Annotated in this window: 17 protein-coding genes and 1 riboswitch; of the genes, 11 read left to right on the top strand and 6 right to left on the bottom strand. The window is 67.9% G+C overall.

All coding sequences use genetic code 11. The features are described 5' to 3' along the window. Window positions 1-26: 26 nt before the first annotated feature. Complete coding sequence (locus C5F44_RS10070; RefSeq protein WP_107673404.1) at window positions 27-1,892, bottom strand: TonB-dependent receptor plug domain-containing protein; 1,866 nt, start codon at window positions 1,890-1,892, stop codon at window positions 27-29. 140 nt (window positions 1,893-2,032) lie between these two features. Next, a riboswitch (cobalamin riboswitch) is annotated at window positions 2,033-2,225 on the bottom strand. 173 nt (window positions 2,226-2,398) lie between these two features. On the opposite strand from C5F44_RS10070, the gene C5F44_RS10065 reads away from it, so the two are divergent. The 9 genes from C5F44_RS10065 (at window position 2,399) to C5F44_RS10030 (ending at window position 11,765) form a co-directional block, all read left to right on the top strand. Continuing rightward, a complete protein-coding gene (locus C5F44_RS10065; protein WP_107673403.1) occupies window positions 2,399-3,835 on the top strand; it encodes an amidase in 1,437 nt (478 codons plus the stop codon). 78 nt (window positions 3,836-3,913) lie between these two features. Further along, window positions 3,914-4,978, top strand: coding sequence for an ABC transporter ATP-binding protein (locus tag C5F44_RS10060; RefSeq protein ID WP_107673402.1), 1,065 nt, complete (start codon window positions 3,914-3,916; stop codon window positions 4,976-4,978). A 4-nt stretch (window positions 4,979-4,982) separates the two neighbouring features. Further along, a complete protein-coding gene (locus C5F44_RS10055; RefSeq protein WP_107673401.1) occupies window positions 4,983-5,891 on the top strand; it encodes an ABC transporter permease in 909 nt (302 codons plus the stop codon). Next, window positions 5,884-6,690 carry an ABC transporter permease gene (locus tag C5F44_RS10050; protein WP_107673400.1) on the top strand — a complete coding sequence of 269 codons (807 nt, stop codon included), beginning with the start codon at window positions 5,884-5,886 and terminating at the stop codon, window positions 6,688-6,690. Before C5F44_RS10055 ends, C5F44_RS10050 begins: the two co-directional genes overlap by 8 nt. A 43-nt stretch (window positions 6,691-6,733) precedes the next feature. Beyond that, window positions 6,734-7,759, top strand: a complete 1,026-nt coding sequence (locus C5F44_RS10045; RefSeq protein WP_107673399.1) for an extracellular solute-binding protein — start codon at window positions 6,734-6,736, stop codon at window positions 7,757-7,759. A gap of 110 nt (window positions 7,760-7,869) precedes the next feature. Further along, on the top strand, window positions 7,870-9,300 hold the full coding sequence (locus C5F44_RS10040) for an amidase (protein ID WP_107673398.1): 1,431 nt from the start codon (window positions 7,870-7,872) through the stop codon (window positions 9,298-9,300). Between the two features lie 24 nt (window positions 9,301-9,324). Continuing rightward, window positions 9,325-10,260 carry a Gfo/Idh/MocA family protein gene (locus C5F44_RS18090; protein ID WP_219908678.1) on the top strand — a complete coding sequence of 312 codons (936 nt, stop codon included), beginning with the start codon at window positions 9,325-9,327 and terminating at the stop codon, window positions 10,258-10,260. A 13-nt stretch (window positions 10,261-10,273) separates the two neighbouring features. Beyond that, a complete protein-coding gene (locus C5F44_RS10035) occupies window positions 10,274-10,981 on the top strand; it encodes an acylneuraminate cytidylyltransferase family protein (protein WP_219908677.1) in 708 nt (235 codons plus the stop codon). Beyond that, window positions 10,974-11,765, top strand: coding sequence for an SDR family NAD(P)-dependent oxidoreductase (locus C5F44_RS10030; RefSeq protein WP_107673396.1), 792 nt, complete (start codon window positions 10,974-10,976; stop codon window positions 11,763-11,765). The genes C5F44_RS10035 and C5F44_RS10030 overlap by 8 nt, the downstream gene beginning before the upstream one ends. A 26-nt stretch (window positions 11,766-11,791) precedes the next feature. Here the strand turns inward: C5F44_RS10030 and C5F44_RS10025 are convergent, their stop codons facing one another. Genes C5F44_RS10025 through neuC form a run of 3 tightly spaced genes read right to left on the bottom strand, consistent with a single transcriptional unit; the run spans window position 11,792 to window position 15,416 of the window. Then, window positions 11,792-13,069: a 3-deoxy-D-manno-octulosonic acid transferase gene (locus tag C5F44_RS10025; RefSeq protein WP_235822595.1), complete on the bottom strand. Its 1,278-nt coding sequence runs from the start codon at window positions 13,067-13,069 to the stop codon at window positions 11,792-11,794. Next, window positions 13,069-14,292, bottom strand: a complete 1,224-nt coding sequence (locus tag C5F44_RS10020) for a 3-deoxy-D-manno-octulosonic acid transferase (protein ID WP_107673394.1) — start codon at window positions 14,290-14,292, stop codon at window positions 13,069-13,071. The genes C5F44_RS10025 and C5F44_RS10020 overlap by 1 nt, the downstream gene beginning before the upstream one ends. A 5-nt stretch (window positions 14,293-14,297) precedes the next feature. Further along, window positions 14,298-15,416, bottom strand: coding sequence for a UDP-N-acetylglucosamine 2-epimerase (neuC, locus tag C5F44_RS10015; protein WP_107673393.1), 1,119 nt, complete (start codon window positions 15,414-15,416; stop codon window positions 14,298-14,300). A 161-nt stretch (window positions 15,417-15,577) separates the two neighbouring features. Between neuC and C5F44_RS10010 the strand changes: the two genes are divergently transcribed. Beyond that, on the top strand, window positions 15,578-16,336 hold the full coding sequence (locus tag C5F44_RS10010; protein ID WP_146161929.1) for a glycosyltransferase: 759 nt from the start codon (window positions 15,578-15,580) through the stop codon (window positions 16,334-16,336). Window positions 16,337-16,354: 18 nt separating this feature from the next. Beyond that, window positions 16,355-17,188 carry a hypothetical protein gene (locus tag C5F44_RS10005; RefSeq protein ID WP_107673391.1) on the top strand — a complete coding sequence of 278 codons (834 nt, stop codon included), beginning with the start codon at window positions 16,355-16,357 and terminating at the stop codon, window positions 17,186-17,188. Here the strand turns inward: C5F44_RS10005 and C5F44_RS10000 are convergent. Next, entirely contained in the window at window positions 17,185-17,949 is a 765-nt protein-coding gene (locus tag C5F44_RS10000; protein ID WP_235822594.1) for a glycosyltransferase family 25 protein, read from the bottom strand. The genes C5F44_RS10005 and C5F44_RS10000 overlap by 4 nt on opposite strands. Next, on the bottom strand, window positions 17,946-18,983 hold the full coding sequence (locus tag C5F44_RS09995; RefSeq protein ID WP_181318244.1) for an N-acetylneuraminate synthase family protein: 1,038 nt from the start codon (window positions 18,981-18,983) through the stop codon (window positions 17,946-17,948). The genes C5F44_RS10000 and C5F44_RS09995 overlap by 4 nt, the downstream gene beginning before the upstream one ends. Window positions 18,984-19,033: the final 50 nt, after the last annotated feature.

Genomic DNA, 19,033 nt, shown 5'->3' with positions numbered 1-19,033 from the left:
CAGATGCCGCCCGGTCCGAAACAGTATCAGAACGAGGTGCGCATCCCGAGATAGACCGACCGGCCCGGCTGGCCGTAGTTGCGTACGGTCTGGTAATCTTCGTCGAACAGGTTCTCGACCCGGAGATAGGCTTCGGTCTGGTCGTTCACCTCATAAGACACTGTGAGGTTGGCGACGGTATAGTCCTTGAGCCTGGACGCGGGCGCCGGCCAGAGCCCGGCATCCCAGTAGTCGGCCACATGCTGCACCGTGACAAGGCCGGACAGGCGGTCGGTGATCTGGCCTTCCACCCCAAGCGTCAGGTCATGGCGCGGAACCCGCAGCGCGACCGTTTCCACACCGCCGTTGACGTTGGTCGCATCGGTATAGGTGTAGTTGCCGAACATCGACCAGCCGGGCGCGAGCGCGGCGCGGCCCGTCACCTCGACCCCCTTGGTGGTGGTGGTGCCGGGCACCTGATTGTAGGCGCCGCCCGCCCACTGGATGCGATCCTCGATCTCGGTGTGGAACAGCGTGACCTGCAGCGAGCTGTCGGCGCTGAACAGGTATTCCGCGCCCAGTTCGAAGTTCGTGCTGGTTTCGGGTTGCAGCGCGGGGTTGCCGTAATCGACGCTGTAAAGTTCATAAAGCGAGGGCGCGCGGAACCCGGTCGAGGCGACGGCGCGGATGATCCAGTCATCCGCAGGGCGCCAGGCCAGGGCCAGACGGCCGGTGTCGTAACCGCCGAAGGTTTCATGGTCGTCGTGGCGCACCGCCAGCGAGATGTCGAGCGAGGGATCGGGGGCGTAAAGCAGTTCGGCGAAGACCGATTTCGTGGTTGCCTTGCCACCGTCAAGCGCGGTGCCGAACATCGAGGTGCTGGAGCCGTCGAAGGTTTCCTTGGTACGGTCCAGACCCCAGTTCAGCGAAAGCTGTTCGCTGGCCTTCCACTTGCCCAGATAGGCAAGCTGTTCGCGGCCCCCGTCGAAGCTGGTCTCGGAATACCAGCCGGTCGGATAGCTGTAGTCGCGCTTGGAATCGGTATGGGCGTAGGACAGTTCATGCGTGACCGCCCCGGTTTGCAGTTGCGCAAAGATGCGGCCGCCGCGCAGCTTGCCGTTTTCGATATTGCCGTTGTCGGCGGTCTGGTCATCGAATTCGGTGAAGCTGTCCCGGTGAAGCAGGCTCATGCCGACGCGCAGGGTATCGGACACCTGATAGGCGCCGAAGAACGTCAGCGTGGTTGAGCGGAAGGCGTCGTCCTCGGTGCCATAGGCGTAGGAGGAGATGCCGTCGGTGATGGTGCGGCTGGCCGAGAAGGCCAGTTCGACGCGGTCGGTCTTCATCGCCACCGAGGCGGTGCCGCTGTAGGTGGCGTTCGATCCGGCCTCGACGCCGATCTGGGCCGAGGTGCCCTCTTCCGTGGCGCGGAAGGTGGTGATGTCGACCACGCCGCCGATGGCTTCCGACCCGAACAGCGCCGATTGCGAGCCGCGCAGCACCTCGATGCGGGAAATGCCGCCCGAGGTGGTGGAGCCGAAGTCATAGGCGCATTGGGTGCCCGAGGGATCGGACACGTCGATGCCGTCGATGCGGACGCCGATATAGGGGCCCGAGAGGCCACGCAGGCGCAGCGCGGTCGAGGTGCCAAGGCCGCCGTTGCGCGACATGCTGACGCCCGGCAGGCGGGCCAGCAGCGTGGCGACCGACTGGTCGCCGGATTTCTTCAGGTCATCGGCGGTGACGACATCGACCGTCGCGCCGGTGCGGCCCAGTTCGACCGGCTCGGTGCTGGCGGTGATGGTGATGGTGCCCAGCAGAAGGGAATCGTCATCGTCTGCGGCCAGTGCCGGGGCGGCGAGGCCCGAGGCGGCCAGTGCGGAAATCAGGGCGATGCGGGAAATGCCATACATGGCGGTCTTTGCCTTTCCGGTGGGGCCGCAACCGCGGCCCGCAAGATGCGTTCTGTCCTGGGAAAGGTCGCCCCTTCCGCCGACGGTGAGTTTCGTCACCTCTGGCGGAATCCGCCTGCCGTGGCGCGCCCCGCGCCGCGGTAAGGGTGATCACCCTGGCAGGTCTCCTGGCTTCGCGGGTCTGGGCTTTGACGGGCCTTCCCGGAGTGATTTCCCCAGTGGCATGTTCCATCATCGCTCGCCGCTTACAGTTGCGGGGGCAGCCGCGGAATTGCACCGCGTTCCCTTTTCATCCGGATCTTGAGGCCCGGAACCTAAGGCCCGTCCTGAATAGCCCGCGCGGCGGCGCTGTCAAGCGCGGCCCTGACGCAGCGACGCATGCGCGACGCGGGGTGTCGCTTTCGGGCTGCAGAGGGTGGCGGGAACGGCCCGGCAGATGACGGTGGCAGGCTGGACCGGGGGGCGCGGGGCGGTCAGCATGGCGGCGGAAGAACAGGAGAATCGGCATGATCGGCGATCTGGGCGCGGCGGATGCAACCGAACTGGCGGGGCTGGTGGCGACGGGCGAGGTGACGCCGGACGAGCTGCTGGATGCGGCGCTGGCGGCGGTCGAGGCGCGCAATCCGGCCCTGAACGCGGTGGTTCTGGTGCAGGAAGAGGTGGCCCGGCGGTCGATCCGGGAAGGCTTGCCGCACGGGCCGTTCCGGGGCGTGCCGTTCCTGATCAAGGATCTGGGGGTGGAGGCGAAGGATTTTCCCAGCCACAACGGCAGCCGGCTGTTGGCCAACACCCGCTATTCCGGCGACAGCGCGATCTTTGCCCGGATGAAGGCGACCGGGGTTGTCACCTTCGGGCGTACGACCAGCCCCGAAGGCGGCATTGGCGCGGCGACCGAGGCGGCGGTCTATGGCGGGCCGACGCGCAACCCGTGGAACACCGACCACACGCCGGGCGGATCGTCTGGCGGTGCGGGGGCGGCGGTGGCGGCGGGGATCGTGGCCTTTGCGCATGGGTCGGACGGCGGCGGGTCTGTGCGGATTCCTGCTTCGTCCTGCGGCCTCTTCGGCTTCAAGCCGACGCGGGCGCGGCTGCCGGATGGCCCCTATGCCGGCGAAGGCTGGGCGGGGATGGCGATCGACGGCTTCCTGACGCGCAGCGTGCGCGACACGGCGGTGATGCTGGACGCCTGCGAGGGCGCCGACCTGGGCGCGCCCTATTGGGCGCCGCCGCTGGCGCGCGGCCATGCGGCGGCGATCTCGCGCCCGCCGCGGCGGCTGCGGGTGGGGGTGTGCGACACCACCTTCACCGGCGAGCCGATCCACCCCGAGGTGGCCGAGGCGGTGCGGGCCACGGCGCGGCTGCTGGAAAGCCTGGGGCATGTGGTGGAACCCGCCCTGCCCCGCGCCGATGTGCCGGGCATGATGCGGGCCTGGACCGACATCGTGGCGGTGGGCACGGCGCTGGGGATTCGCGGCGCGCTGAAGGGGCGCCCGCTGACCGGCGATCTGGTGGAAGGCGTGGGGCGCGGGGCCTGCGCACATGCCGAAACGCTGCATCCGACGCGCTATCTTGAGGCGGTGGGCGAGATCCACGCCTTTGGCCGGCAGATGGCGGGGGTCTTCGACGCCGGGCCGGACATCCTGCTGTCGGCCACCTTGGCCGAACCGCCGGCGAAGGTGGGGCGGTTCTCGCACGCGACCGAGGATTATGTGGCCTATCGCACCGGGCCGGGCGGGATTTTCGCCTATTCGCCCTTCTGCGCGGTGTTCAACGCCAGCGGGCAACCGGCGGCCAGCCTGCCGCTGGGCATGTCGGGCGACGGTCTGCCGATCGGCGTGCATCTGGCCGCGGCCTTCGGGCAGGACGAGACGCTGATCGCGCTTTGTGCAGAAGTTGAGCGCGCCGCGCCCTGGGCGGGGCGTCGCGCGCCGGTTGCGGCATGAGCGGGCAAGAAAACGCTTGTCAGGGCGGCGGGCGGCTGCCCAATATGATCAAAATAACAGGACAGGGAGGGGGCGACCGTGACCGATGAGGTGACGATCTCGGCCCGGAATGTGGTGAAGGCCTTCGGCCAGGGCAACGCGGCCGTGCGGGCGCTGGACGATGTGTCGCTGGACATCCGGAAAGGCGAGTTCTTTACGCTGCTGGGGCCTTCGGGCTGCGGCAAGACCACGCTTCTGCGGCTGATCGCCGGGTTCGAGATGCCGACCGAGGGCACGATCCTGCTGGACGGCGCCGACATCACCACGCTGCCGCCGAACCGGCGGCCGGTGAACACGGTGTTCCAGAGCTATGCGCTGTTCCCGCATCTGACGGTGGCGCAGAACGTGGCCTTCGGGTTGCAGATGCTGGGCCGGCCGGCGCCCGAGGTGAAGGCGACCACCGAACGGATGCTGGCGCTGGTGAAGCTGGAGGCGATGGCCGGGCGCAAGACCAGCCAGCTTTCGGGCGGCCAGCAGCAGCGGGTGGCGCTGGCGCGCGCGCTGGCGCCGCAGCCCAAGGTGCTGCTCCTGGACGAGCCGCTGTCGGCGCTGGACCTGAAGCTGCGCAAGGAGATGCAGGTCGAGCTGAAGCGGTTGCAGACCGAGACGGGCATCACCTTCGTCTTCGTTACCCATGACCAGGAAGAAGCCCTGACCATGAGCGACCGGATCGGCGTGATGAGCCATGGCAAGCTGCAACAGGTGGGCGCCCCGCGCGACATCTATACCCGCCCGGTGAACCGCTTTGTCGCCAGCTTCATCGGCGAGACCAATTTCCTGTCGGGCGTGACCGAGGGCGCCGGGGTGCGGCTGCCCGTGGGGGCGGTGGTGCCGGTGGACAGCCCGCGCGCGGGCACCGTCACGCTGGCGGTGCGGCCCGAACATGTGCGGATCGTGGCCCCCGGCGAGGCCGGCGCCATCCCGGCCACCGTGACCGGATCGGTCTATTTCGGCACCGACATGAACTATCAGCTTGCGCTGGCCGATGGCACGGAAATCGAGGCCTGCGTGGTTTCGGGCGTGACCGGCGAGGGCGCGCTGTCCAAGGGCGAGCAGGTCGGCCTGCGCTTCACGCCCGGCGCCGTTCAGGTTCTGGAGGATTGACACCATGAGCCCCGCCGAAGAGGCCGTCCGCCGGGAGAACATCAAAAGCGCCTGGCAACTGTCGGCCCCGGCGCTGCTGGTGCTGACGGTGGCGGCGGTCGGGCCGCTGCTGATCGTGCTGGTCTATTCCTTCCTGACGCCGGGCACGCATGGCAATGTGGAATGGGTGTTCAGCCTGGAAGGCTGGCGCGGCGTGCTGTTCGATCACGACATCTTCGAGGACAAGCTGGTTCTGGCCGATGGCAACCTGACGATCTTCTGGCGGTCGGTGAAGCTGTCGTTCATCACGACGGTGCTGACCTTCATCGTGGGCTTTCCGACCGCCTGGTTCATTGCCACCCGGTCGCCGGCAAGCCGGGCGGGCTGGCTGTTCCTGATCACCATCCCGTTCTGGACCAACCTGCTGATCCGCACCTTCGCGATCAACCAGATCATCCGCAACGAAGGCGTGCTGAACACGCTTCTGCTGAAGGCGGGGCTGGTCTCGGCCCCGCTGCAACTGACCTATACCGATACGGCGCTGCTGATCGGCATGGTCTATGTCTATCTGCCGCTGATGGTGCTGCCGCTGTTCGCCACCATCGACCGCTTCGACATGCGGCTTCTGGAGGCGGGCTATGACCTTTACGCCAGCCGCTGGCAGGTGCTGCGGCGGGTGATCCTGCCGATCATCCGGCCCGGCATCGTGGCGGGGTCGATCCTGGTCTTCGTGCCCTGCCTTGGCGCCTATGTGACGCCCCGCATCCTGGGCGGCGGCAAGAACATGATGATCGGCAACTTCATCGAGCTGCAGTTCGGCCAGGGCAAGAACTGGCCGCTGGGGGCTGCCCTGTCGGTGACGCTGCTGGTGATCGTGACCATCGCGCTTCTGGTCTATGTGAAGGCGATCAGCGGAGAACGGAAGAATGGCTAGGGCCCGCGACTTCTCGGTCACCGAACTGCCCGGCGCGACGCTGGTGTCGATGCTGGTGTTCGTGGCGCTTTACGCGCCGATCCTGGTGCTGATCGTCTATTCCTTCAACGCTGGCGAAAGCGTGGCGGTCTGGGGGGGCTTGTCGCTGGACTGGTACCGCGCCGCCTGGGCCAATGATCAGGTGAAAGAGGCGACCTGGGTATCGCTGAAGGTGGCCACCGGGGCGGCGGTGCTGTCCACCGCGCTGGCAACCATGGCGGCCCTGGGCACCACGCGACGCCCCGCCTTTCGCGGCCAGACCTTTGTCTATGTGATGATCAACCAGCCGCTGATGGTGCCCGAGATCGTGACGGCGGTGGCGCTGCTGCTGGTGACGGCGGCGATCAAGAAGGCCACCGGCTATACGGGGCTGGGCTATCTGATCGTGGCCCATGCCGCCTTCTGCATTCCCTTTGCCTATCTGCCGATCCGGGCCCGGCTTGAGGGGATGGACCTGACGCTGGAAACCGCCGCGGCCGATCTTTACGCCAGCCGCTGGCAGACGTTCCGCCGTGTCACCCTGCCCCTGCTGATGCCGGGGATTCTGGCCGGGGCGATGCTGGCCTTCGTCACGTCGCTGGACGATGTGGTGATTACCGAATTCATCAAGTCGCCCGGGCAGGATACCCTGCCGACCTATATGCTGGGCCAGTTGCGGCGCGCGATGAAGCCGGACGTGAACGCGATCTCGACGCTGCTTCTGGCGCTGACCCTGGTGCTGTTGTCCGCGTTCTTCCTGTTGACCCGAAAACGCAAATGACCGCCGGACGCACCGGCGGCTTCATCCAACTGAAGGAGAGACCATGAAACGGATTCTGGGCGCCATGGCGCTGCTGATGTCGGGAACGGCGATGGCCCATGCCGAGGGCGAGCTGTTCCTTTACAACTGGGGCAACTACACCAGCCCCGAGATGATCAAGAAGTTCGAGGAGAAGTACGGGGTCAAGGTGACGATCACCGACTTCGATTCGAACGACACCGCGCTGGCCAAGGTCGAGGCGGGGGCTTCGGGCTTTGACCTGGTGGTGCCTTCGGCCGGCTTCGTGGGCATCTATGCCGAGAAGGGCCTGATCCAGAAGCTGGACCTGTCGAAGCTGCCCAACCACAAGAACATTGCCCCGGAATGGATGAATGTGGAGTGGGACCCGGGTCGCGAATGGTCGATCCCGTGGCAGTGGGGGTCGACCGGGATGTCGGTCAACGTGAAGGACTATTCCGGCGACATCAACACCTCTGACATCTTCATGAACCCGCCGGCAGAGCTGGTGGGCAAGATCAACGTCATCCCGGAAATGGGCGACGTGATGGCGCTGGCCACGATGTGGGCCGGCGGCGAGGTGTGTTCGGAAGACCCGGCGGTGATGAAGAAGGTGCGCGACGCCCTGCTGGCGGCCAAGCCGAAGTGGATGTCGATGGACTATTCGACCGTCGAGAAGATGATCAACCACGACTATGCCGCGACGGTGGACTGGAACGGCTCGGCGATGCGGGCGCGTCTGGGCAACCCGGATGTGGCCTATGGCTATCCGAAGGAAGGCTATGGCCTGTGGATGGACAACGTGGTGCTGCTGGCCGACGCCAAGAACGTGGACAACGCCTATCTGTTCCTGGACTTCATCATGGAGCCCGAGAACGCGGCGGCGCTGTCGGCCTTTGCCCGCTATGCCAACGGGATTGCGGGGTCGGATGCCTTCATGCCCGAGGACATGAAGGCTGCGCCCGAGATCATCACGCCGGCGGAATTCGCCGACAAGGGCCATTTCGTGACGGTCTGCACCGGCAAGGCGCTGGAGTACCAGACCGCGATCTGGACCGAACTGCAGAAGTGAGTCTGGTGAGGTGAGCGATGCCGGGGCTGTTGTGGCCCCGGCAGTCCTGTCTGGCCGGCCGCCGGGGGTTTCACACCCCCGGACCCCCGTGGGATATTTCTGGACAGAAAATGTCAGGTCTTCTTGAGCTTTCCGCGACCGAACTGTCGGCGCTGATCCATGCGCGCAAGGTGGCGCCATCCGAGGTGATGGCGGCGCATCTGGCGCAGGTGGAGGCGGCGAACGGGGCGGTGAACGCGCTGGTGTCGCGGCGCGCGCCCGAGGCGCTGATGGCCGAGGCGCGGGCGCTGGACGATGCGGCGCCTTCGGGCTGGCTGCACGGGATTCCGCTGCCGGTGAAGGATCTGGTCGCGGTGAAGGGACTGCGGACGACCTGGGGATCGCCGCTGCACGCCGCCCATGTGCCGGCAAGGGACGACCTGCTGGCGGCGCGGATGCGGGCGGCGGGGGCGGTGTTCACCGCCAAGACCAACACGCCGGAATGGGGCCAGGGCAGCCACAGTTTCAACCCGGTCTTCGGGGTGACGCGCAACCCCTATGACCTGAGCCGCAGCGCGGGCGGGTCTTCGGGCGGGGCGGCGGCGGCGCTGGCGACGCGGATGGCCTGGGTGGCCGACGGGTCGGACATGATGGGGTCTTTGCGCAACCCGGCGGCGTTCTGCAACGTCTATGGCTTTCGCCCGACCTGGGGGCTGGTGCCGGGCGATGCCGAGGGCGACACCCATCTGGCGACGCTGGCGACCGAGGGGCCGATGGCGCGCACGGTCGAGGATCTGGCGCGGTTCCTGGCCGTGCTGGCGGGGGAAAACCCCGAGGTGCCCTTCCCCCGCGCGGTGCCGGATCTGCTGACCGGGCTGGAGGCCGGGGTGAAGGGGCTGCGGATCGGCTGGCTGGCCGACTGGGGCGGCGCCTATGCGATGGAGCCGGGGATTCTGGAGATCTGCGAGACGGCGTTGCAGGGGCTGGCCGCGATGGGGGCCGAGGTGGAACCGCTGCCCCCGCCCTTTCCGGCCGAAAAGCTGTGGTCGGCCTGGGTGACGCTGCGGGCAATGCTGAACGCCGGCGGGAAGCGGGCGCTGACGGAAGACCCGGCGAAACGGGCGCTGACCAAGCCCGAGACGATCTGGGAGATCGAGCAGGGGCTGGGGCTGTCGGCGCAGGCGGTGTATGAGGCCAGCGTGATCCGCAGCCGCTGGTATGCCCATGCGGCGCGGCTGTTTGACCGTTATGACGCTGTGGTGCTGCCAAGTGCGCAGGTCTGGCCGTTTCCGGCCGAGTGGCGCTGGCCCGAGGCGATTGCCGGGCGCAAGATGGACACCTATTACCGCTGGATGGAGGTGGTGGTGCCGGCCAGCCTGATCGGGGTGCCGGCGCTGTCGGTGCCGGTGGGCTTCGGGGCGCAGGGCCTGCCGATGGGGATGCAGATCATCGGCCGGTCGGGCGATGATGCGCGGGTTCTGGCCATCGGGCAGGCGTATCACCGGGCGACAGGCTGGCCGCAGGCGCGGCCGCCTCTGGTGGCGGGGGCGGTTTCGCGCTAGGGCTGGCCCGAAAGGGAGGCGGGAATGCGCGTTCTGGTCATCGGGTCGGGGTCGATCGGACGCCGGCATACCGACAATCTGGCGGCCCTGGGGGCCGCGCCGGTGGCGCTGTCCTGGCGGGCGGCGGGGTTTGACGGGGCGCGGACGGCGATGGACGCGGCCGACGCCGTGGTGATTGCCACCGCGACCAACATCCGCCTGCCGCTGATTGCCGAGGCCGCAGCGCGCGACCTGCCGCTTTACATCGAAAAGCCGCTGGCCTTTGCCCCCGCCGAGGTGGAGGCGATTGCCGAAGTGACGGCGGGCGTCGCGCGGCGGTCGGTGCTGGGCTACATGATGCGCTATCACCCGGCCTTCCGCACGCTGGCGCAGGCCGACCTGTCGGATGTGTTCCAGTTTTCGCTGACCATCGGCCATGACGTGACGCAATGGCGGGCGAACTGGCGGTTTTCCGAAAGCTATGCCGCGCGGGCCGAGGGCGGCGGCGTACTGCTGGACCTGTGTCACGAGCTGGACATGGCGGCCTGCCTGTTTCCGGGGCTGGCGGTGAAGTCGGTCGAAAGTCTGGGCCATGCCGCCTATCCGGGGGTGGATGTGGCCAGCCGGATTTCGCTGGCCGGGGACGGCATCGCGGGCGAGGTGGCGATGGACTACCTGACGCCGAAGCTGCACCGCCGCACCCTGCTGCGCGGGACCGAGCGGATGCATGATTTCGACTTTGCCGCCGCGACCTACCGGGTGACCGATGCGGCGGGGCCGCGCGATCTGGACCGCCCGCTGGAGCGCAACGAGATGTTCCTGTCCGCCATGCGCGATTTTCTGGCGCTGGCACAGGGCGCGGACCCGTCGGGTGTGGAGCATCTGCCGCGGCTGGACCTGTGCCTGCCGTCGGCCCGGCTGGTGGCCGCGGCCTGGGCGGCGCGGGCCTTCATCGGGCGGTGCGGGAAAGAGATTCCATGAGGAGACCTGTTCGATGATCCTGGGCCATATCGGCGCGCGCAAGGGCAGCAAGGGCGTGCCGCGCAAGAATTTCCGCCCGATCTGCGGCAAGCCGCTGATCGACTGGTCGCTGGACCAGTTGTTCGCGCATCCGGCGGTGGATGCGGTGGTGGTCAGCACCGATGACGAGGAAATCTATGATCATGCGGTGGCGAAGGGCGCGCTGAAGATCGGGCTGCGGCCGGCGCATCTGGCAACCGACACGGCAGGGAAATGGGGCGTGTGGCAGCACGCGCTGGAGGCGTCCGAGGCGCTGACAGGCCCGGTCGATGCCTTCCTTGATCTGGATTGCACTTCGCCGCTGCGGCTGCCGGAGGATATTTCCGGGGCGCTGGAACTTTACAATATCGAACACCCTGACCTGGTGATGAGCTGCTGCGAGGCGCGAAAGAACCCCTATTTCAACCTTGTGGAGCCGGATGCCAGCGGGGCGCTGCATGTGTCGAAGCCGCTGCCGGGTGGCGTGGTCGCGCGCCAGCAGGCGCCGGTGGTCTATGAACATGCGGCCAGCACCTATGTGGTGTCGTCGGCCTATCTGAAACGGTCCAAGGGGCTGTGGGAGGGGCGCGTGATCCCCTTCCTGATGCCGCCGGAACGCTGTGTCGACATCGACAGCCCCTTCGACTTTCGACTTGTCGAGTTCCTTTTGACCGAAGCCCTGAAAGAGCACAGCCATGACTGACCAGTTGCAAGGCCGCACCATCTTCATCACCGGGTCGGGGGGCGTGCTGGGCAGCACCTATGTGCGCCGGATGCTGGCCGAAGGCGCGCGGGTGATCGCGTCCGACCTGCCCGGCACGCGGGCCGAGGCGCTGGTCGAGGCGCATGGCGGGAACGCGAACTTTCGCTTCTATCCACTTGATGTGGCAAACGAAGACGAGGTGACGGAAATCTTCGCCCGCATCCTGAAGGACGGGTGGGAACCGAATGTCGTGCTGAACAACGCGGCCATCACGGGCGAGCTGCTGATGGGCGCGGGCAAGGGCTTTCCCGATTTCGCCGACCTGAAGGTCAGCGACTGGGAAAAGACGATGCGCACCAACCTGACCGGCCCCTTCATGGTGGCCCGGCAGATGGACCGCGACATCGTGGGGAAATGGCCCTGCACGCTGATCAACGTGGCCAGCATGTATGCGCTGAACGGGGCGCATCACCGGATCTATGAGGGGATGCCGTTCAAGAACTTTTCGGCCTATGGGGTGACGAAGGCGGGCATCCACGGGCTGACGGTCTGGCTGGCGGGCTATTGGGCGCCGCGCGGGGCGACGGTGAACACCATCGCGCCGGGGGCGGTGTTCAACAACCATTCCGAGGAATTCCAGCGCCGCGTGGGCGAGCTGATCATGCTGAACCGCATGGCCAAGCCCGACGAGATTGCCGATGCGATGCTGTTCCTGGCCTCGGCGGCGGCGGGCTACATGACCGGGCAACTGGTGAATGTGGACGGCGGGTTCAGCGGCTGGTGAGCAGGTTCCTTCGAGGGAACCTGCGGCTAGCGGCTGTGGTAAGGCGCCAGCGCCTGCATCGTGCGGGCGGTGGCGCCGGAATGGGCGGCCAGAAAGGCGGCGATGCCAGCCTGTGAGGGGCCGGGCCAGCCTTGGGGCGTCAGCGCGCGGGCCAGATCGGCCGGGGTCTGCGCGTGGAAGCAGACGCCGGCGGCAATCGCCTCGGCTGCCGGATATTCGATGGTGTGGATTTCAGGGCCCACGATGACGGGCCGCGCCAGCGCCAGCGGCTCGATGATGTTATGCGCGCCATGCGGGGTGAAGCCGCCGCCGGTGACCACGCGGTCGGCCATGGCCAGATAGAAATACATCTCGCCCAGACTGTCGCCCAGCAGGATGTCGGCCTGCTGCGGGGCGGTCAGGGTCAGGGCGGCATCCAGCGCGGTGCTGCGGCGCATCAGGCGCAGGCCACGGGCGGCGATCAGGGCGGCCACCTCGTCAAACCGTTCGGGCTTGCGCGGGACGTAGATCACGAAGGGCGCGTCCGGGGCCGCGAGGGCGGCCTGAATGGCATCAAGGTAAAGCGCATCCTCGCCCTCGACCACCGAGGCGAAGGTCAGGGTGCGGCGGGGGCCGGCCAGCAGGGGCCGGGCGGCCTGACCGGCGGCCACCTGCGCGGGCGGGATCGGCTGGTCGAAGCGCAATTCTCCGGTGACGGTGATGTTCGGCACGCCGACGGTGGCGAAGCGGCCGGCCTGAAGCTGCGATTTCACCAGCGCCCCGGCGAAGCCGCGCATGACGGCGGGGCGCAGCGGAAAGCGGGCGTCGCGGGCGACCGATTTCGACGGGTAGCCCGCGTTGCACATGAAAAGGGGCACCCCGGCATCGCGGGCGGCAAAGACCATGCGCGGCCAGATCTCGACCTCCATCACCAGGCCCAGTTTCGGGCGGAAGGCGCGGAAGAAGCCACGGAAGCACCAGGCCAGCTCGAAGGGCACCCAGACGGCGGCAAGGCGGCCTGCGGCGATGTCGGGGCCGAAGACGCGGGTGGATTCGCGGCGGCCGGCGGGGGTGAAATGGGTGCAGACCACGGTTTCGCCCCGGTCCAGCAGGGCGCGGATCAGCGGCACCGCGCTGCGCATCTCGCCCAGGCTGACGGCATGGACCCAGACCGCGCCGGGCAGGCGCTGCGGGTAACGGCCGAAGCGTTCGGCGACGTTCTGGGAATAGGCCGCGTCCTTGCGGCCCCTGCGGCGCAGATAAAGCAGGATCAGCGGCAGGCACAGCGTCCAGAGCGCGGACCAGAGGGCGAGGAACAGCCGCATCATCTCAGCAGCCCCGCAAGATCACGCGCCAGCGGCGCTAGGCTGGTGCGGGCGGCATCCGACAGGGCGCGGGCGCGGGCGGCGAAGGGGGCCGGATCGGCAGAGAGGGCGGCGGGCAGCGTGGCGGCGGTGACGGCGCGGGCGGCCCCTGCCCCGTCAAGCTGCGCATAATCGGCGGCGAAATTGGCGGTGGCGGGGCCGTGCAGGATGGCGCAATCCAGCGCGGCGGCTTCCCAGGGGTTGTGGCCCTGCACCGGGCCGAAACTGCCGCCGACCAGCGCCAAGGGGGCCAGCCGATACCAGAGGCCCAGTTCGCCGAAGGCATCGGCGATATGCACCTGCGCAGGGCCGGGCGCCTGCCCTGCCCCGGCGCGGGTCACGCTGCGGCCGGTGGCGCGGACGGCGGCCTCGATCCCTGCCCCACGGTCGGGGTAGCGCGGGACGATGACCAGAAGCCGGTCGTCGGGCGCGGTGGCCAGCGCGGCGGCCTCATCTTCCGGGTGCGAGGAGGCGAGGAGCCAGAGGGCACGGCCCGCCAGGGCGGTTTCCAGCGATGCCAGCCGGGCCGGGTCTGCCGCCAGCGGCGGGGCGGCGGCCTTGAGCGAGCCGGTCACCCGCACCTCGCCCGCGCCCAGCGCCCGCAGGTGGCGGGCGGTGGCGTCGTCCTGCGCGGCGATCAGGCGGAAGCGGGCCAGAAGGTCGGCGTAAAGCCCCCGCCCCCGCGACCGGCGGGCGAAGCTGTCGGCGTTCATCCGGGCGTTCACCAGCGCCAAGGGCACGCCGGCGCGGTGGGCGGCAACCACGGCGCCGGGCCACAGCTCCTGTTCCGCCCAGATCGACAGGTCGGGCCGCCAATGCGCCAGAAAGCGGGCCAGATAGCCGGGCGCATCCAGCGGCAGGAACTGATGCGTGGTGCGCGGCGGCAGGTTGGCGGCCAGCACCTCGGCCGAGGCGCGGGTGCCCGAGGTGACAAGGAAGCTGAAATCCGGCGCCTGCCCCGCCAGCGCGGCGATCAGGCCGCGCAGCGCCAGCACCTCGCCCAGACCCACGGCATGCAGCCAGACCAGACGGCCCGCGGGGCGCGGGGCCGAGGGGCGGCCCAGCTTCTCGGTCCAGCGGGCGGGGTCTTCCTTGCCGCGCGCAAGGCGGCGGCGCAGCACGGCCGGGGCCAGCAGCGGGATCGCCCGGGTCGCCGCCAGATAGGCCGCCAACTGCCAGTGCATCAGGCTTACTCCCGGTCCTGGAAGGCCTTTTGCAGCGGGCTGTCCCAGAACTCGGGGCGGGCCAGCACCTGCACGAAACGGTCAGCGGCAAGGCCCTGGCCAAAGCCCGCGTCGCGGGCGTGGCGGCGGCCCCAATCCTGCGCCAGAAAGCGGGCGATGGTGGCGGTATCCGCCGCCTGACAGGCCGTGACCGAGGCCGCATCCGAGCGGTTCGCCTGCCGGGTGCCGATGTCCAGCGACGGCAGGCCCAGGAAGGGCGCCTCGCGCACACCGGCGCTGGAATTGCCCACCATGCAGGCGGCGTTCTTCATCAGTTCCGAGAAATGCGCGAAGCGCATCGAGGGCAGCACGCGGAAGCGGTCTTTCGGCAGCCGGTCCAGCACGGCGAAGATGGCGTCCGAGCCGGGGTCGTTGTTCGGCGCGATCACCACGAAGGCGCGGCCCGAGGCTTCCAGCGCACCGAAGAGCGCGGCGGCCTGCGTGCCGATGGTGGCCTGTTCGCTGGTGACGGGGTGGAAGGTGGCGATGCCATAGTCGGCGAAGGGAATTTCGTAATGCGCGCGCACCTGATCCAGCGTCACGCCCGAGGGGCGGGCGTGGAAGTCCAGTTCCGGCGAGCCGATGACATGCACGGTTTCGGCGGGTTCGCCCAGCGCCATGACCCGGCGCGCGGCGGCTTCGGAGGACACGAAATGATGCGTGCAGAGCTTGGTGTTGCAGTGGCGGAACACCTCGTCGATGGTGCCCGACACCTCGCCCCCCTCGACATGGGCGGAGCGGACATAGTTCATCGCGCCGACCAGCGCGCCGGCCAGGGCTTCCACCCGGTCGCCGTGGATCACGATCAGGTCGGGGCGGTGTTCGGCGACGTAATCGGAAAACCCGGTGACGGTCTTGGCCAGCACCATATCCTGCGGGTCGCCGGGGCGCTGGTTCAGGAATTCATGGGTGCCGACCCCCGCCATGCGGCGCACCTCGTTCCGGGTCAGGCCGTAGCGGTCCATCATGTGCATGCCGGTGACGAAGAAGGTCACGCCATAGCCGGCATCGCGCGCGGCGGCGGCCAGCGGTTCAAGCTTGCCGAAATCGGCCCGCGTGCCGGTAAGGAAGAGGATGTCTTTCATGGCTCTCGCACTGGCACTTGCAGCATTGCCCTGCATAGCGGCGACGGCCCGCGCTGGCAATCGGTGCAGGGATGGTGCGGCGGGCAAGCGGGCGGCGGGGCGGTGGACAAGGCGGGGGGCCGGCCCTAAGTGAAGGGCTGCGCCCACAACCGGAGACCTTCATGGACCGCGTCGTTCTTTGCATGAAATGGGGCACGCTTTACGGCGCGGAATACGTCAATGTGCTGTATTCGGCGGTGCGGGCCAATCTGACGGGCGATTTCCGGTTTGTCTGCCTGACCGATGACAGCAGCGGCTTGCGCTCCGAGATCGAGACCTTTCCCATTCCCGACATCGGGCTGAAGCCCGAGAACTGGCGCCACGGCGCCTGGCCGAAGATCGCGCTGTTCGGGCATGATCTTTACGGGCTGACGGGCCGGGCGCTGTTCATCGACCTGGACACCGTGATCTGCGGCCAACTGGGTGAGTTCTTTACGCTTGGCAGCGGCCTGATGGCTCTGGATTCCACTCCATGGCGCGGCAAAGACGGCCCGCCAAGCACTGGCACGGGCATCTTCGCGTTCGACTTGGGCTCACTTGGCTATCTGGTGGACCGGCTGCGCGCTGAAAGAGACGCAATTACAGAAAAGTATGACATTGAGCAGGCCTATGTGCATGGCGAGGTCAGCCCCATCGGCTATTGGCCGCAGGCGTGGATTGTCAGCTACAAGTATCACCTGCGCCCGCCCCTGCTGATTGACCGGCTGCGGGGGCCGAATCCGCCCGGGCCGGAGGTGCGGGTGCTGTGCTTCCACGGTCGCCCGCGCCCGATTGACCTGATCCGCCCTCCGGCGGGCAACTGGGACGTGTTCCCGCATTACGGCCGGGGTCCGGTGCCCTGGATGGTGGACTACTGGACCCGCCACGGCGGCAGGGTCTGAGAACGGGAGCCGCGCGCGATGACCCGACTGATCCTGTCGCTGACCACGGTGCCGCCGCGGTTTGCCTATGTGCACGAAAACCTGGCCGCGCTGAAGCAGCAGACCGCCCGGATCGAGGCGATCAACCTTTACATCCCGCGGCGCTATCGCCGGTTCGACTATGACCCGGCGCAGTTGCCGAAGCTGCCCGAGGGCGTGACCCTGCGCCTGATCGACGAGGATCTGGGTCCGGCGACCAAGGTGCTGCCGGCCTGCCGCGACTATCGGGGGCAGGATGTGCGGATTTTGTTCTGCGATGACGACAAGGTATATGATCCGGGCTGGGCGCAACGCTTTGTCGAGGCGGGGGCCGACCAGCCCGGTTGCGTGATCTGCGAGGAAGGCGGTCTGCTGGACACGCCCTTCTATGCCCATGACGGCTGGCAGTCGCCGCGCCAGCCCAAGGCCGGCTATCGCCGCAAGGATCTGGGCTACCGGCTGCGGCGGGCGCTGTCGCTGGGGCGGTGGAAACCGTCCAAGGCCATGACCTCGGGCTATGTCGACATTCTGGAAGGCTGGGGCGGCGTGATGGTGCGGCCCGACGATTTCGACGATGCGGCCTATGACATTCCCGATGTGCTGTGGACGGTGGATGATGTCTGGCTGTCGGGCTGTCTTGAGCGGCGCGGGATTCCGATCTGGCTGAATGTCCGCGACAAGGTGCGGTCGAAGGGCAGTTCGAACGAGGTGAAGGAGGCCGCGCTGCGCAATTTCGTCTATCAGGGGCATGACCGGATTTCGGCCAACCGCGCCTGCATCCGGTATTTCCGCGAGACCTATGGCATCTGGGGCGGCGCGGGGACGCGGGCCTAGCTGCGGGGCGGCGGCAACATGCGGTGGCGGATCAGCCAGGTGATGCGGCGCAGGTAGTTGGCGGCCTTGTGCGCGTAATGCGGCAGACGGCGGAGGGCGGGGAACTTGGTCGCCTCGGCCATGGCGGTGCCGGTGATGTAGCTTTCGCCGCGGTCTTCCGGCCGGGCGGTGAAGGGTTCCAGCCCCATCAGCCGGAAGTCATGGGCGAAGAAGCGGTTCAGTTCGTGGTCATGGGCGCGGCGGATCGGCCAGAAGTCGCGCGCCAGCCGGGCGGCCAGATCGCGCTTGATCAGATAGCAGGCATTGCCGGTGAAGCGCCCCCAATAGGCATTGAGCCGCCACTTGCCCTGCCGGCGCTGCGTCAACGCGCCCTTGGCGCGCAGCCGCGCGAAGCGGCAGATGTCCCAGCCATCGGCCATGTCCAGCGCGGCCTGCAGGGCCTGCGGGAAATCGGGGTCGAAGGTCACGTCATCCTCGCAGATCAGCACCACCGGATCGGGCCCGGCGCCGATCTGCGCCCAGAGCGCCACATGCGAGGCGTAGCAGCCCATATGCCCGGCCGAAATCGGCCCGCCCATGAAGCGGTGCCAGCCGGGCAGATCGGTCTGCGCCAGAAGCCGCGCCTCCTCGGCCCGGCCGTCGATGCCGTCGAAGAGCGTGTAGTCCAGCCCCGCCTGGGCAAATTCGGCCGCAATCCGCGCCCGCCGTTCGGTGGCGCGGGTCAGCGAGATGACGAAGATGGGGACCGGGGGACGGCTCACCCCAGATCGCTCCATTTCAGTTGCGTGTTGCGGGTGACGGCGCGGGTCAGGCGTTTGCCCAGCACCTTGTCGAAGTCATAGGCGGCGATTTCGCCGCTGCCGGGGCGGCGGGCCCAGATGTCCTGTTCGCGGATCACATGGCCGGCGGGCAGGTCGGCATCGGCCACGACCGAGCCGCGGGCGAAGCGGTAGACGTCTTCTTCCGGCGCGCTGCGCTGTTTGGGGTTGTTGGCGGCGATCCAGATCTCGCGCGAGCGGTCGATCAGGAAGCGCAGTTCGGCCGGGTCCATCGAATTGATGATGTCCGGCCCCTTGCGATAGCGGGTGTCGGTGTAATGGCGTTCCAGGATGCTGGCGCCCAGCGCCACCGAGGCCAGCGCCATTTCCGGGCCGATGGAATGGTCGGAAAAGCCCACAACGGCGTTGGGGAAGGCCTCGCGCAGTTCGGTCACGCCTTTCAGCGAGACGATCTCGGGCGGGCTGGGATAGAGGTTGGTACATTCCAGCAGGGCATAGGGCACACCGGCGGCATCCAGGATGTCAACGCTGGCGCGGATCGTCTCGATCGTCTGCATCCCGGTGGACAGGATCACCGGCTTGCCCTTGCGGGCGATGTGGCGGATCAGCGGCAGATTGTCGGCCTCGCCCGAACCGATCTTGTAGGCGGGCACGTCGAGGGTTTCGAGGTAATCGGCCGCCGCGCGGGAAAACGGCGTCGAGATCCAGATCATCCCGAGGCTTTCGGTGTAACGCTTCAGCTCGGCCTCATCGTCCAGCGAGAGGGCGCAGCGTTCCATCACATGCCAGATCGAGACATCGGCATTCGGCGGGAAGATCGCCTTGGCCTCATCCGTCATCTCGTCTTCCAGAATATGGGTCTGGTGCTTGACCAGCTCGCAGCCCGCAGCCGCGGCAAGGCGCACCATTTCCTTGGCGACGGCAAGATCGCCGCCGTGGTTGATGCCGATCTCGGCAATCACAAGCGGCGGATGAGCGGGGCCGATCTTGCGACCGGAAATCGTGATTTCGCGCATGCTTGCGTCCTTGGCGACTGGGTTACGCAGCCCGTGCTGGCCCATGGCCC

The organism is Fuscovulum blasticum DSM 2131 (genome assembly GCF_003034965.1).
GTDB lineage: Bacteria > Pseudomonadota > Alphaproteobacteria > Rhodobacterales > Rhodobacteraceae > Pseudogemmobacter > Pseudogemmobacter blasticus.
This window is presented reverse-complemented; position numbering and strand designations above follow the sequence as displayed.

Bases quoted from the DNA above. Each gene is read 5' to 3' on its own strand.
- C5F44_RS10055 (WP_107673401.1), top strand. From the start codon at position 4,983: ATGAGCCCCGCCGAAGAGGCCGTCCGCCGGGAGAACATCAAAAGCGCC.
- C5F44_RS10010 (WP_146161929.1), top strand. From the start codon at position 15,578: ATGGACCGCGTCGTTCTTTGCATGAAATGGGGCACGCTTTACGGCGCG.
- C5F44_RS10070 (WP_107673404.1), bottom strand. From the start codon at position 1,892: ATGTATGGCATTTCCCGCATCGCCCTGATTTCCGCACTGGCCGCCTCG.
- C5F44_RS18090 (WP_219908678.1), top strand. From the start codon at position 9,325: ATGCGCGTTCTGGTCATCGGGTCGGGGTCGATCGGACGCCGGCATACC.
- C5F44_RS10005 (WP_107673391.1), top strand. From the start codon at position 16,355: ATGACCCGACTGATCCTGTCGCTGACCACGGTGCCGCCGCGGTTTGCC.
- C5F44_RS10020 (WP_107673394.1), bottom strand. From the start codon at position 14,292: ATGCACTGGCAGTTGGCGGCCTATCTGGCGGCGACCCGGGCGATCCCG.
- C5F44_RS10045 (WP_107673399.1), top strand. From the start codon at position 6,734: ATGAAACGGATTCTGGGCGCCATGGCGCTGCTGATGTCGGGAACGGCG.
- C5F44_RS10035 (WP_219908677.1), top strand. From the start codon at position 10,274: ATGATCCTGGGCCATATCGGCGCGCGCAAGGGCAGCAAGGGCGTGCCG.
- C5F44_RS10030 (WP_107673396.1), top strand. From the start codon at position 10,974: ATGACTGACCAGTTGCAAGGCCGCACCATCTTCATCACCGGGTCGGGG.
- C5F44_RS10050 (WP_107673400.1), top strand. From the start codon at position 5,884: ATGGCTAGGGCCCGCGACTTCTCGGTCACCGAACTGCCCGGCGCGACG.
- C5F44_RS10065 (WP_107673403.1), top strand. From the start codon at position 2,399: ATGATCGGCGATCTGGGCGCGGCGGATGCAACCGAACTGGCGGGGCTG.
- C5F44_RS09995 (WP_181318244.1), bottom strand. From the start codon at position 18,983: ATGCGCGAAATCACGATTTCCGGTCGCAAGATCGGCCCCGCTCATCCG.
- C5F44_RS10025 (WP_235822595.1), bottom strand. From the start codon at position 13,069: ATGCGGCTGTTCCTCGCCCTCTGGTCCGCGCTCTGGACGCTGTGCCTG.
- C5F44_RS10040 (WP_107673398.1), top strand. From the start codon at position 7,870: ATGTCAGGTCTTCTTGAGCTTTCCGCGACCGAACTGTCGGCGCTGATC.
- neuC (WP_107673393.1), bottom strand. From the start codon at position 15,416: ATGAAAGACATCCTCTTCCTTACCGGCACGCGGGCCGATTTCGGCAAG.